Annotated in this window: 12 protein-coding genes; all 12 read left to right on the top strand. The window is 51.8% G+C overall.

Annotated elements, in window-relative coordinates:
• Positions 1 to 13: 13 nt before the first annotated feature.
• A complete protein-coding gene (recJ, locus tag FHT67_RS15975; protein ID WP_167199845.1) occupies positions 14 to 2,047 on the top strand; it encodes a single-stranded-DNA-specific exonuclease RecJ in 2,034 nt (677 codons plus the stop codon).
• A gap of 44 nt (positions 2,048 to 2,091) precedes the next feature.
• Positions 2,092 to 2,604 carry an adenine phosphoribosyltransferase gene (locus tag FHT67_RS15970; RefSeq protein WP_127494695.1) on the top strand — a complete coding sequence of 171 codons (513 nt, stop codon included), beginning with the start codon at positions 2,092 to 2,094 and terminating at the stop codon, positions 2,602 to 2,604.
• Between the two features lie 323 nt (positions 2,605 to 2,927).
• Positions 2,928 to 3,887, top strand: a complete 960-nt coding sequence (locus FHT67_RS15965; RefSeq protein WP_132307241.1) for an ABC transporter permease — start codon at positions 2,928 to 2,930, stop codon at positions 3,885 to 3,887.
• A gap of 37 nt (positions 3,888 to 3,924) precedes the next feature.
• Positions 3,925 to 4,824 carry a carbohydrate ABC transporter permease gene (locus FHT67_RS15960; protein WP_132307239.1) on the top strand — a complete coding sequence of 300 codons (900 nt, stop codon included), beginning with the start codon at positions 3,925 to 3,927 and terminating at the stop codon, positions 4,822 to 4,824.
• A 122-nt stretch (positions 4,825 to 4,946) separates the two neighbouring features.
• On the top strand, positions 4,947 to 6,635 hold the full coding sequence (locus FHT67_RS15955) for an extracellular solute-binding protein (protein WP_132307237.1): 1,689 nt from the start codon (positions 4,947 to 4,949) through the stop codon (positions 6,633 to 6,635).
• A 116-nt stretch (positions 6,636 to 6,751) separates the two neighbouring features.
• Positions 6,752 to 7,555 (top strand): response regulator, encoded by an 804-nt coding sequence (locus tag FHT67_RS15950; RefSeq protein WP_167199842.1) that lies wholly within the window; start codon positions 6,752 to 6,754, stop codon positions 7,553 to 7,555.
• Position 7,556: 1 nt separating this feature from the next.
• Positions 7,557 to 8,399, top strand: coding sequence for a cache domain-containing protein (locus FHT67_RS30030; RefSeq protein ID WP_243867257.1), 843 nt, complete (start codon positions 7,557 to 7,559; stop codon positions 8,397 to 8,399).
• A 17-nt stretch (positions 8,400 to 8,416) separates the two neighbouring features.
• Positions 8,417 to 9,322: a sensor histidine kinase gene (locus FHT67_RS30025; RefSeq protein WP_347880107.1), complete on the top strand. Its 906-nt coding sequence runs from the start codon at positions 8,417 to 8,419 to the stop codon at positions 9,320 to 9,322.
• A 119-nt stretch (positions 9,323 to 9,441) separates the two neighbouring features.
• Positions 9,442 to 11,625, top strand: coding sequence for a RelA/SpoT family protein (locus FHT67_RS15940; RefSeq protein WP_132307231.1), 2,184 nt, complete (start codon positions 9,442 to 9,444; stop codon positions 11,623 to 11,625).
• Positions 11,626 to 11,642: 17 nt separating this feature from the next.
• Positions 11,643 to 12,086 carry a D-aminoacyl-tRNA deacylase gene (gene dtd / locus FHT67_RS15935; RefSeq protein WP_167199839.1) on the top strand — a complete coding sequence of 148 codons (444 nt, stop codon included), beginning with the start codon at positions 11,643 to 11,645 and terminating at the stop codon, positions 12,084 to 12,086.
• A 91-nt stretch (positions 12,087 to 12,177) separates the two neighbouring features.
• Entirely contained in the window at positions 12,178 to 12,345 is a 168-nt protein-coding gene (locus FHT67_RS15930) for a hypothetical protein (RefSeq protein WP_167199836.1), read from the top strand.
• A gap of 711 nt (positions 12,346 to 13,056) precedes the next feature.
• Positions 13,057 to 14,307, top strand: a complete 1,251-nt coding sequence (hisS, locus tag FHT67_RS15925; protein WP_167199833.1) for a histidine--tRNA ligase — start codon at positions 13,057 to 13,059, stop codon at positions 14,305 to 14,307.
• Positions 14,308 to 14,331 lie beyond the last annotated feature (24 nt).

Genomic DNA, 14,331 nt, shown 5'->3' with positions numbered 1-14,331 from the left:
TTGAAACTTTAGCGTGATACAAGCTAAAACACGCTGGAATTTGGCGCCTTGGAGTAAAGAGGAAGAACAGCAGGCGGAGCGGCTGTCTGCCCAGCTAAACATTCCCCCTCTTGTTGCCAAGCTTCTTGTCCAGAGAGGCTATAAGGATAAGGAAGCGGCGGAGGTTTTCCTTCAAGGAGGGGAAGATCGGCTGCACGACCCGTATTTGCTGATTGGAATGAAGGAAGCCGTCGACCGGATTCGGCAGGCGGCAGATAACGGCGAATTCATTCGGATTTACGGGGACTATGACGCGGACGGCGTATCCAGTACGTCGCTGCTGATCCATGTATTCCGTGAATTGGGTTATACCTTTGACTATTATATTCCTCATCGCGCCTTGGAAGGCTACGGCCTCAATACAGGGGCAATCGATTTGGCGGCTGCGGACGGCGTTCGTCTTATCGTTACCGTTGACACGGGCATCAGCGCTTACGAGCAGGTCGAATATGCGAAATCGCTTGGCATTGATATTGTCGTAACCGACCATCACGAACCCCCTGAACGGATTCCCGAGGCGGTTGCCGTTGTTAATCCGAAGCGGGAGGATTGCCCCTACCCGTTCAAAGGCTTGGCCGGGGTAGGCGTAGCCTTCAAGCTCGCAACGGCACTTATGGGACGTCCGCCCATGGAATGGACGGATATTGTCAGCCTCGGCACGATTGCGGACATTATGCCGCTGACGGATGAGAACCGGGTATTGGTGCGGGCTGGACTCGAAAGGCTGCAAAATACGGGCAATATCGGCTTCCGGGCTTTATCGGAAGCATGCGGGATAGAGCTGGATCAAGTCACGTCGACCACCGTTGCCTTTGGCATGGCGCCGCGCATCAACGCTGCGGGGCGGCTCGATCATGCGAAGCGCGCGGTAGAGCTGCTGACGACCGGCGATTACGATGAGGCTATACGGGCAGCGTCTTCGCTGGATGTGCTCAACAAGGAAAGACAACGAATCGTGGAAGGCATTGTGAAGGAAGCCGAGCTGCAGTGGCAGGGGAAAAGGGACGCCGCGCAGGCGGCTGCCAGACCCGAGCCCGCCGTTATCGTGCTTGCCGGGGAAGGCTGGAATGTTGGAGTCATCGGAATTGTTGCTTCCAAGATTCTGGAGCGTTATTACAAGCCGGTTATTATCCTTGGCATTGATCCGGAGAGCGGCATGTGCAAAGGGTCGGCAAGATCCATTGAAGGCTATGATCTTCATGCCGCGTTAACCGAATGCGACGAGCTGCTGGATCATTACGGCGGCCATCAGGCTGCGGCCGGCATGAGTCTTCACCGCGATCAGCTGCCGGCATTCGAAGAGAAGCTTGGCGAGCTGGCGATGGAATGGCTGACGGAGCAGGATTGGATTCCGAAAACAGCCATTGATCTCGTCTGCTCGGTGGGGGATGCAAGCGTCCATACGATTGGTCAGCTTGCTCTGCTTGAGCCGTTTGGAGCGGGCAATCCGTCACCTAGGCTGCTGCTGCAATCCGCCGAGCTGTCGGACTACAGGACGATGGGGAAGGATTCCCGGCATTTGAAGCTGTCGCTCCGCAGCGGGCGTGCTTCTCTGGATGCGGTAGGATTCGGATTGGGCGAGCTGTCGAATCAGCTGCAGGCCGGTCTGCCCGTCGATCTGGTTGGCGAGCTGTCCATCAACGAATGGAACGGCCAGCGCAAAGCCCAGCTGCATATTCACGATCTGTATTTCGGAGGAGCGCTTGCCAGATTCCCCGAACGGGAGCACTTCGGACAGGTCTATCAGCTGCTAAGAAGAAAGCAGCGCTTCCCGGTAAAAGGGATTGAAGCCTATCTGTCCGGGCAATGCGGCTGGCCCGAGCAGATGATAACCGTCATGCTGGAGGTCTTCCTTGAGCTTGGCTTTATTGAGGTAGACGGTACTCATTTTGTTGTTGTAGAAGCACCGCAAAAGCGTGATCTTGGTACGTCGCAGAGGTATCAAGAGGCAAAACGCGAAGCCGAAAGGCTTCGTTCGCCGTATGTTCCAAACGAAGTAATGGCATAATTGATATGGGAAGTAGAGAAAGGATTGACTAAAGAATGAGCGATATTAATTTCAAAGACTACATCCGGGTGATTCCCGATTTTCCGCAACCAGGCATCCGCTTCAAAGATATTACGACTCTGCTGAAGGATGGCGACGTATACCGCGCTGCTATAGAGGATATCCGTAAAGCGGTTGAACATTTGAAAATCGACATTATTGCCGGACCGGAAGCACGCGGCTTTGTTGTTGGCGCTCCGCTAGCGACGGCGCTTGGCGTTGGCTTCGCGCCAATCCGCAAAAGCGGCAAGCTGCCAGGCGAGACGATTCAAGCCAGCTACGATCTGGAATACGGCAATGACAGCCTGGCGATGCATAAAGACGCGATCTCTCCTGGTCAGCGCGTACTCATCGCGGACGACCTGCTTGCTACTGGCGGTACGATCGCGACATCAATGAACCTTGTCCGCCAGCTGGGCGGGGAAGTGGTTGGCGCCGCATTCCTGATTGAGCTGTCCTACCTGACCGGCCGCGAGAAGCTGGAAGGCGTGGAAGTGTTCTCGCTCGTAACCTACTAAAGTCAAGTTTTTACCTGAACTGTCCCTGACGCGCAAGCGAAGGGGGCGGTTTTTTTGTTTTCACGCACCTTGCAAGGGATGTGAGGTGGAAACGGATTCATTTTCAAGCTTGAAAATGCAACCGCATACATCGGAATATAGTGTTATGAATAATAACATGATTCGATTGAAATGTATCATTTTTCGTTGGTCTGACAAATAGAAACGAACCTTCTCCGATTCTAAAATAAAAGCATGAGCATTTGCTTCTAATTGATAACTAAAGCTTGCGAAGTCAGAAACGCAACCGAAACGTGTTGCCATTCTTTTTAGGGGGAAGGCAAATGACAGAGATCACCGCAGCCGTAGCAGAGAAACAACATGCGCTAAAGCGCAAATCCAAGCTTACGCGGTTCATAAAGCAGTGGGATTTGCAGCTGATGGTTATTCCGGCGCTTCTGCTTATTTTCGTATTCAGCTACATACCGATGTACGGGGTACTGACCGCTTTCCAGGATTACAGCATCTTTAAAGGGTTTTTGGATAGCCCATGGGTGGGATTCAAGCATTTCGAAATGTTCTTCCACGCCCCCGAGTTTGAACGGGTGATGCGAAATACGATCATCATCAGCGTATTGAAGCTGTTGTTCGGCTTTCCGGCGCCAATCCTTCTGGCGCTTATGCTGAACGAGGTAAAGAACATGTACTTCAAGCGCGTTGTGCAGACGGTGAGCTATTTGCCGCATTTCTTATCATGGGTTATCGTATCGGGCTTTGCGATGTCGATCCTGTCGGTGGAGAACGGCAGCCTGAATATCCTGCTCCAGTCCGTGCATCTCGTCAAAGAACCGATCAGCTTCTTGTCCATTCCCGAATACTTTTGGACGATTATCGTAACCACGGGAGTGTGGAAGGAAATCGGCTTCAGCTCCATTGTCTACTTGGCCGCGATTGCGGGCATTGACCCCAACATGTACGAAGCGGCTTCCATCGACGGAGCAAGCCGGTTCAAGCAAATATTCATGATTACGATTCCAACGATCATGCCGGTCGTCATTATCTTCCTTATTCTCGCAATCGGCAATCTGCTTAGCGCGGGCTTTGAGGATCTGCTCCTTCTCGGGGTTAATCCGGTTCTAAGAGACGTATCGGATGTGCTGGATACTTACGTGTACAGAACGGGGATAACGGGGCAGCGTTTCTCTTACGCGACGGCAGTTGGATTGTTCAAGGCAGTCATCAGCGTCGGCTTGCTCACCTTTGCCAATCTTCTGGCAAGAAGAACCGGCAACAGCCTATGGTAAGGCAATCGCATAATCGCATAAGGAGGACCGCCCGCGTATGAGAATCAAATCCAGCTTAAGCGATAGAAGCTTATCGATCTTCGTCTATATCTGCCTGACCGTCATCGCCTTTTTTACCTTTTATCCGTTCTGGAACGCTGCGGTAATTTCGTTTAACAAGGGCATGGATACGGCGCTTGGCGGCGTCACCTTCTGGCCGAGGGCGTTTACGGTCGATAACTACGAAATCGTTTTCCAGGATAAACGGATCATTAACGGTTTTTATGTCTCCGTCATGCGGACGGTGATCGGTACGGCCTGCTCTATCCTGTTTACCGCCATATTCGCTTACGGCATGACCAAGCGCGAGCTGATCGGCCGCAAGTTTTATATGATCGCCTGCATCGTCACGCTTTACTTCAGCGGCGGCATTATCCCGACGTTTCTGCTGATTCGCGGACTTGGCTTGATGGATAACTTTCTTGTCTTTATCGTCCCGGGCTTGATTAGCGTATGGAACATGATTATATTCCGCACCTTCTTCCAAGGACTCCCCAAAGGTCTAGAGGAATCGGCGCAAATTGACGGCTGCGGCTACTGGGCAACGTTTTTTCGCATCATTCTGCCGTTATCCGGTCCCGTCATCGCTACGCTTGCTTTATTTACCGCTGTTGGGCACTGGAATGACTGGTTTTATCCAAGTCTCTATATTACGAAGGAAAAGCTTATTCCCATTCAGACGATGCTGCAGCAGATTCTGAATTCCAATATTATGAGCGAGCAGTTCTCGCAGCTGGATTCCGCTTCGCAGAGCAGGCTTAGCTCGATGAAAAGCGTGACCAGCAAATCGCTTTCGATGGCTACGATGATGGTGGCTACCATCCCGATTATCGCCGTGTATCCGTTCGTGCAGAAGTATTTCGTAAAAGGGGTATTGGTAGGCTCTTTGAAGGAATAGGGAGCTTAAGCCCGACCAGCGTTTTCAACGTGAAACGGATACGGCTTGCCCGGCAGCACGGATCGACAAATCCGCTTCCGCTGAACATAATTAAAAGCATGGGAGAGAGGGGTAATAGTAACATGAGCAGATGGAGGAAGTCGGCAACGATTGGACTAGCAAGCGTAATGGCGATCACATTGGCAATGACGGGATGCTCCGGCAATAACGGGAACAAGACAAACAACGAACCGGCAGCGACCAACAGCCAGAAGCCGGCCGAAAGCGAAACGCCCGCGAACACGGCTGCCGATTCGGGAGCATGGAAGCTTGGCAGTGAACCGCTGAAGTTTTCATTCTACGGGCATTACGACTGGTATTCGATGCCCGCTTGGGGCGGGGACGAGGCAACCAAATGGATTAAAGACAACATGAAGGTCGATATTACGCCGGTTCAATCTGGCGGCAATGCGGCTCAGAAGCTGAATACCATGATTGCTTCCGGAGAGCTGCCGGATGTCATCTGGTTGGACCGCGGGGCGGATGTCGAGAAGCTGCGCGAAGCGGGTATGCTGGTTCCTTTCGACGATTATCTCGATAAATATCCGAACTTCAGGAAGTGGGTCGGCGAAGAGGCGATCAATATGCTGCGTTCGAAGGACGGCAAGATCTATCAGTTCCCGAACTGGTATACGTCCCAGCCTAACGGCAACGCAGGTTACCTCGTAAATAAGAAGATTTATGAGGAGCTCGGCAAACCGGCACTCGAAACAACCGATGATTTCTACAACTATCTGAAAATGGTCAAAGAGAAATATCCTAACGTAACGCCTTTTAACCCGGATTTGGCGATTGACGGCCAAGGACTTGATGTGTTGTACTCCGCATTCGGAGAGGATTACTCGACGGCTTATGTATCGAACCGAGCCGTGCCAAACGGCGACAAGCTGACTTCGCTGTTCCTGGATCCGGTCTTCCGCGAGTCGATGCAGTTCGCCAGCAAGCTGTTCCGCGAGAAGCTGATGACCCCGGATGCCCTGACGCAAACGAAGGATCAAGTGAAGGAGCAGGCCTATAACGGAACGGCTGCCGTATTCGCCGGCGCCAGCCCTACGGAATATGGCGCAGTTGGCGATTCCGAGCTGAAGAAGAAGGATCCGAATTCGGGTTACATGATGATCTGGCCGGTCCATAAGGCAGGTCTCGATAAGAATAAAATTTGGGCAGGTACTTACACGCAGCTGGGCTGGAACGTAAGCGTCATTACGAAATCGGCCAAAGATCCGGAGAAAATTTTCGCTTTTCTCGATTACCTGACCGGTCCTGAAGGCACTCGAACGTTGTTCTGGGGTCCTGAGGGCATCTACTGGAAGGGCACGGATGCGGACGGATCGCCAATCTTTACCGATGCTTATACCTCCGACGTAGAAGGGCGCACGAAAATGATGGACGCAACGGTTAACTTCCAATGGAACGGCAACACCGTCTTTATCGATACGTCCAAAATGAAATTCGAGCTGACGCTGCCGGAAGAGAAGCAATCGTGGGAAGCGCGCTGGCAAAATGCGATTACCTGGAAAACGCAGAAGAACGCAACGGAATTCATTAACCTGGCGCCTGCGCCGGATTCCGAAGAGGGCATTATCGCCCAAACCTTCGAGGAGCTCTACAAGGAAGCAAGAGCGAAGGCTCTGTATGCGAAGAGTGACGAAGAGGTGCTCGCCATCCTCGATAAAGCGCAGAAGGATGCCGAAGCCATTGGCTACGACAAGCTGCTGGCTTACAAGACAACCAAATGGCAGGAAAATTTAAAAAGCATGAAAGGCAATTAACATCGAGGCTCATGCTGGAGTATAATTTGGTCAAGCGGTCAGTGCCGTCCCTATGCATAGGGGCGGTTCTGCCGTTTCACGGCTTAACACTCTTCGGGAACGGGGGAAGATGCTTCGTGTACAAGGTGTTGATTGCAGACGATGAAGTGCTTGACCTGGAAGGCATGCGTTTGTTTATTCCCTGGTCGGAGCTTGGCCTTGAGGTTGTGGCAGCCGTTAACAACGGCTTTGATGCTTACGAGGTGTTAAAGGACGGGAGAATCGATATTCTCGTTACGGATGTGCATATGCCCAGCATGTCCGGACTGGAGCTTGCCCGAAAGGCGCAGGAGACCGAAGGCTGCTCGGGTCTGCGGGTCATATTTGTCAGCGGTTATCAGGATTTCCATTACGTCAAGCAGGCCTTGTCGCTTCGGGCATACAGCTATGTGTTGAAGCCAATGGATGATTCCGAGCTGGTTGACGCGCTTGTTCACGTAACGAAAGAGCTGGATGAAGCTTCAAGAAAGCAAGAGGAAGAAAGACAGTGGCGTCAGGCAGCCCAACGCATGGCTCCCCGCTATCAGCCGCAGCAGGAGACCGCATCCGTGGAACCCGGCAAGCATACGAAGCTCATTCAAGAAGTCACCGCTTACATGAAGGAGCAACTGAACCGCTCCCTGACGCTGAAGGAAGTGGCGGACCGGTTCGCTTTTTCCCCTAATTACCTGGGTCTGATGTTCAAGGAAGAGATGGGTGTAGGCTTCAGCGAATATGTCATTGCGATGCGGATGGAGAGAGCAGGAGAGCTGCTGAAGGACCCTAAAGTGAAGATCTACGAGGTGGCCGACCAGGTAGGTTACCGCTACATGCCTTATTTCAGCCGACAGTTCAAAGAGACCTTTGGCATGACGCCTATCGAATTCAGGAGACACCGCTAATATGATGCATACGCCGCTTACTGGCACTAATCATCCCCGCAAGTTTATTCCGTTTGGCATTAAGCTGCTCATCTCTTATATGATGCTGATCATTATACCGATTTTTCTGCTTGGCTATTTCGCAAGCGGCATCATGACGGATTCGATCCGTTCCAATACAACGAATACCATTAAGGGGACGCTAAAGCAAATCGAAGATAACGTCGTCTATAAATTGGAGGATACGGTTCGCTTATCCGATCTTCTCTATTACGATACAACCTTGTCGAAGCAGCTGCTCCATTACGAGGAAGGCTGGGTGAGCTATGAAGCAACAACCAAGCTGCTGCTTCCGAAGTTCCGGCAGACCATCGAATCGACGAACCGCAGCATGTGGCTTACCGTTTATTTGCGCAACGAGACATTGCCGGAAGTTTATTACGACACCAAAAATATCGATCCTCTTGTCATAAAGGGCAAGTTTTTTGACCTGCTTCATTTGAACCGGATTGCGCAGAAGCCCTGGTACAAATCCTACCCGGTCGAGCACTACGGCGAGACGCTGCAATGGAAGCAGATTGAGGATGACGGCCGCTATAACCGGATATCGATGCTCCGGCGATTAGTGGATCTGGAGTCGGCAAAACCGAAAGAAATCGGCTTTATGCGCATCAGCGTCTATTTGTCCGATTTGTTCCAGAGCGTAGATTCCCGCAAGATTGGCCAGGCAGCACCTTGTTTATTACCGACGGCAGCCGGAATATTCTGTATGCTTCGGGAGCAACCGAGCAGTCGACGGAGCAATTGTGGGATGAGGGGAGAGGCGAAAATTATCTCGTCATCCGCCAGCCGCTGCCGGGTCTGAACTGGAGTCTCACGGCAATGGTTCCGTCCTCGGTATTAGAGAAGGATACGCAGAAGGTCAAGCTGCTGACATTGGTCATTTGCAGCGCGAGCTGCGTGCTCATTCTGCTGGTCGCGACTTTTGTCTCGAGAACGTTTTCACGGCGGGTATTAAAGGTGATGTCCGTCCTTCAATCCTTCCGCCAGGGAGACTTTCAACGACGGATACATTATAGCGGCAACGATGAATTTACGACGATTGCATCCTCGCTAAATGAGCTGGGCAAACGGACGCAAACCCTGATTGAAGAGGTTTATGCGACAAATTTGAAAAAGAAAGAGGCGGAGCTGGAGACGCTTCAGGCGCAGATCAATCCGCATTTTTTATATAATACGCTTTCCTCGATCAGCCGGTTGGCCAAATTCGGGCAGGTCGAGAAGCAGCATCAAATGGTTATGAACCTTGCCAAGTTTTACCGGCTGTCCTTGAATGAAGGGCAGACTATTATCCCGATCGGCAAGGAAATCGAGCAGGTCCGTGCTTACATGGACATCCAGCAGATTAAATACGGCGACCGGGTCCGAATCGACTATACTATTTCCCCGGAAATTGTCGAACTGACAACCGTGAAGCTGATTGTTCAGCCTTTCGTCGAGAATGTGCTTGAGCATGCCTGGCGCGGAGACCAGATCGATATTCAGGTAACGGGATATCTGGAAGGGGCTGTTGTCCATCTCATAGTTGCGGACAACGGCAACGGAATGCCTCAAGATACGATTTTCCATATATTTAACGGCGAAGGAATGGAACGCGTAGGCTACGGAATCCGTAATGTACATGAAAGAATCCAGCTATATTACGGTAAAGATTTTGGCGTGGCGATTAATTGTGCCGAAGGTGAAGGTACGCGTGTTCATATTCGCATTCCGGCTCAATCCGTTTAGCTTCCTTGCGCGAAATTTGGTGAGGGATGCAGGTTGACGCGGATGACTACTTCCAGCATAATATTAAGAAAACTCGGAAAATGCGCGAATCGGAGTCAAGCGTTCGGAAAGGACAATTCATGGGCATAGAGCAGTTAATCGAAAAGGCGTCGGCCTATATAAAAGAACAGGATCTTGTACGCATCAGGGAAGCCTATGAATTTGCGGACCAAGCCCACCACGGACAAGTGCGCAAATCGGGAGAGCCTTATATTCTTCACCCTGTTGCAGTTGCGGAAATTATCGTGGATATGCAAATGGACGTACTGTCGATTATTGCAGCGCTGCTGCATGATGTGGTAGAAGACACGACAGTTGACCTCGAGGTCATCCGCGCGAATTTTGGTGAAACCTGCGCGATGCTGGTCGACGGACTTACGAAGCTCGAGAAGATCAAGTTCCGTTCGAAGGAGGAGCAGCAGAACGAGAATTACCGGAAGATGTTCCTGGCGATGGCGCAGGATATCCGGGTTATTCTGATCAAGCTGGCGGACCGCCTTCATAATATGCGCACGCTGAAGTTCCAATCCGAGGAAGCGCAGCGTCGGATTGCCTACGAAACTCTGGAAATTTTTTGCCCGATTGCTCACCGTCTTGGTATTTCCGCGATTAAATGGGAGATGGAAGATATCGCTCTGCGGTATTTGAATCCGCAGCAATACTACCGGATCGCGAATCTGATGAAAAAGAAACGGGCGGAGCGCGAGCTGTTTATCTCCGATGTAATCGGCCGGATCAAAGAGAAGCTCGAAGAGATGGGCATCGACGGGGATATATCGGGCCGTCCGAAGCATATATACAGCATTTACAAGAAAATGACCGTCAAGAACAAACAGTTTAACGAGATTTACGATTTGATGGCGATCCGGATTATCGTAGACAATATTAAAGATTGTTATGCCACACTTGGCATTATTCATACGTTGTGGAAGCCGATGCCGGGACGGTTCAAGGACTATATCGCAATGCCGAAGGCAAACATGTACCAGTCCTTGCATACGACGGTAATCGGACCAAACGGGGATCCGACGGAAGTGCAGATCCGTACCTGGGATATGCACCGCACCTCCGAGTACGGTATCGCGGCTCATTGGGCTTACAAGGAAGGCACCGTTGTGCCGAATAATAATTTCGAGGACAAAATGTCCTGGCTCCGCGAAATTATGGAGCTCCAGAACGAAGCGCGCGACGCCTCGGAATTTATGGAATCGCTCAAGATGGACTTTTTCTCCGATCTCGTATTCGTGTTTACGCCAAGCGGAGAAGTCATCGAGCTGCCAGCCGGCTCCGTGCCGCTGGACTTTGCCTACCGAATCCATACGGAGGTCGGCAACCGGACGATTGGCGCGAAGGTCAACGGACGGATTGTGCCGCTCGACCATAAGCTGAAGACCGGCGACATTATCGAGATTTTAACGTCGAAGCATTCCTACGGTCCTAGCCAGGATTGGGTGAAGATTGCGCAATCGTCCCATGCCCGCAGCAAGATTCGCCAATGGTTCAAGCGCGAGAAACGGGAAGAGAACGTGGCTAAGGGCCGCGACCTGCTTGAACGCGAGCTGAAGCGCATGGGCGTGGAGCCGTCCGCCTGGATGAGCGATGACAAGCTGCAGGAAGTGGCGGGCAAGTTCAATTTCAACGATATTGAAGATATGATGTCGGCCATCGGGTTTGGCGGTATTACGGCTGCTCAGATTTGCACCCGCCTAACCGAGAAGCTCCGCAAGGAAGCGGAGAAATCCAATCTGATTGAGCTGACCTCCGAGCCGAAGGAGATGAAGTCCCCAGGCCACCGCAAGAACCGTCCGACCAACGGCGTAACGGTAAAAGGGATCGATAATTTACTGGTCCGATTTGCTCGCTGCTGCAACCCGGTGCCGGGCGATACGATTATCGGCTACATTACCCGCGGCAGAGGCGTATCGGTCCATCGGATGGACTGCCAGAACATTCCGTTTAATGCCGACGGCGAAGAGGCGGACCGCGTTATCGAGGTGGAATGGGAGGATTCGATTGAATCCAATTACAGCGTGGATATCGAGATAACGGGTCATGACCGGTCGGGGCTTCTCAACGAGGTGCTTCAGGCCGTTTCCGAGAGCAAAACGAATATTTCGGCGGTTACGGGCCGCTCGGTGAAGAACAAAATGGCCATGATTCATATGACCGTGCTCATCCGTAATATCGATCATTTATCCTCTGTAGTAGAGAAAATTAAACGCGTTCAGGATGTTTATTCCGTTCAGCGCATTATGAACAGCTAGTTGGAGGTTTACCCGCAGTGAAGGTAGTTGTACAACGCAGCAAGCAGGCAAGCGTAACGATCGAAGGGGAAGTTGTCGGGGCGATCGAACATGGCCTTGTGCTTCTCGTCGGCATTACGCATGAGGATACGGAAGACGATATCCGCTGGATGGCGGATAAGGTTGCGGGTCTTCGGATCTTCGAGGACGAGAACGAGAAAATGAATTTCTCCGTCGTTGACGTTGGCGGACAGATTCTATCGATTTCGCAGTTCACGTTATACGGGGACAGCCGTAAAGGGCGGCGTCCGAACTTTATGGCTGCCGCACGTCCGGAGCTGGCGGAACCGCTCTACAACCGGTTCAATGAGCTGCTCCGCGCGGCAGGCCTGATCGTTGAGACGGGCCGTTTCGGCGCGATGATGGATGTCGCTCTCGTCAATTCGGGACCGGTCACATTAATTATCGACAGCAAGCAGTAAATCGCGGGTAAGATAGGCTTCGGCTGGCAACAATAGATACAGGCATGGCTTAATCGGCCTCAAGTATCTGTTGGCAGAGGAGCATAATTTTATGCATCAATCCCGCAAGGAACAAGGCGTGGAGCGGGCCTCCCGCAGACTTCTGCATTCGGATCGCCGCGAAGCGATCGTAATGTCGAGGCTGGAGGAGCAGGTGGAGACGGCGGAGGAATTTTTCGCTTTCCCTTCGAACCGGCGCGAGCCCGGTGGACGCATGTAGGTCTACTACCATAAGCGAAAGGCTGCTCTTCCGGGCAGCTTTTTTGCTTCCAAAGCCGAATGTTCGTAAATGAACCGCTTACTATTTTGTAATATTACTGTAATGAGTTTATAACGGTTTTTTAACATCGCTATCCTATAATAAATCTCGACCCCCTTTTTAAAAATATAATTTCTGGACCTGCAACGATGGCTGCAGGTTTTTTTTTGTCCTGAAAGAGGCATACTGATATAATGTGATTGACTATTGACTTATTTTGTCGACACGGTTAGAATTAGGACTCAGTATATAAGTTTCTGATTCGTTGATGGAACAAAGTAATCCCGTGCACGTACCCAGAGAGAGGCGCCATGGCTGCAAGCGTCTTTATGGTGGCTGGATGAATAGACCTTCCGGAGAACAGACGGTGAACGGATGATCCTCGGGATCATTGCCAATAGCCGATCTGCGTGTAACGGGCGTTAACCGTTAATGAGCGGACTGGATTGTCCGGAATATGGGTGGCACCACGGGAGTTCAACTCTCGTCCCTAACGATTAGCCTTTAACGGCATGTCGTTAGGGGCGGGAGTTTTTTGCGTGATTAAGGGTTAGTTCAGTTACGCTTACGAAGTAAGAATTACCGCCAAAGACGCGATAATTGTTTAGGATTACGCTTACGAGGCAAGAATCATCGCAATAAACGCGACAATTCTTTTTAGGAGGGTTTGCAATGGCTTTTCAAAAGTCGCCGGGCACGCAGGACATATTGCCCGGAGTAGTGGAGCGATGGCAGTATGCGGAGCAGAAAGCCCGCGATATTTGCAGACGCTTTAATTTCCGCGAGATTCGTACGCCGATCTTCGAAGCAACGGAGCTGTTCCAACGCGGCGTAGGCGAAACGACGGATATCGTGGAGAAGGAGATGTACACCTTCACGGACCGCGGCGATCGCAGCATTACGCTTCGTCCGGAAGGAACGGCGGGTGTTGTCCGTTCGTACGTCGAGAACAAATTGTACGGAGAGCCGGATGTATCGAAGCTCTATTATATCGGACCGATGTTCCGTTATGAGCGCCAGCAAGCCGGACGTTACCGTCAGTTCCACCAATTCGGAATCGAAGCGCTTGGATCGGTGGATCCGGCGATCGATGCGGAGGTTATCGCACTGGGGTATACCTTCTACAAGGAAGTAGGACTGAAGGGCGTCCGCGTGGAGATCAACTCCGTTGGTACGCCTGCGGTTCGCGCAGCCTTCCGGGAGAAGCTGCTTGCTTTCCTTATGCCGATGCGCGAGCAGCTCTGCAAGGACTGCCAGTCCCGCATGGAGCGGAATCCGCTTCGCGTTCTCGACTGCAAGACCGATCAGGCCCGCTTTGAAAATGCGCCATCGATTCTCGACAGCTTGGACGAGGAGTGCACGACCCATTTCGAGAAAGTTAAAACGTACCTGTCCGATATGGGAATTCCGTTCTCCATCAATCCAAGACTTGTTCGCGGTCTTGATTATTACACCCACACCGCATTTGAATACAAAGCGGAAGGGATCGGCGCTATCGATACGATTGGCGGCGGCGGCCGTTATAACGGACTTGTGGCCGAAATCGGCGGACCGGATCAACCCGGCGTAGGTCTTGGTCTTGGCCTGGAACGCACGATCATGCTGCTTGAGCATCAACAAGCCGAGCTGGACAATGCGCATCAGGTTGACGTGTATGTCGTAGCCCTTGGCGAAGCGGCAGACCGGGAAGTAACCAGACTGGTCTACGAGCTCCGTACTTCCGGAATTCGCGCGGAACGCGATTATCTCGGTCGTAAGATGAAAGCGCAGATGAAGTCGGCAGACCGGCTGCAAGCCCGGTATACGGCTATTCTCGGCGATGACGAACTGGCTCGCGGCGAGATTGCGCTGAAGGAAATGGCGACTGGCGAGCAGCGCGTAGTGGCGCTTGCAAGCCTTGCTTCTGAACTGAAATCCAACTAATTATAAAGGGGAGTTACATCCATT

Origin of the sequence: Paenibacillus sp. BK720 (assembly GCF_011761545.1) — a bacterium.
In the GTDB taxonomy this organism is placed as follows: Bacteria; Bacillota; Bacilli; order Paenibacillales; family Paenibacillaceae; genus Pristimantibacillus.
This window is presented reverse-complemented; position numbering and strand designations above follow the sequence as displayed.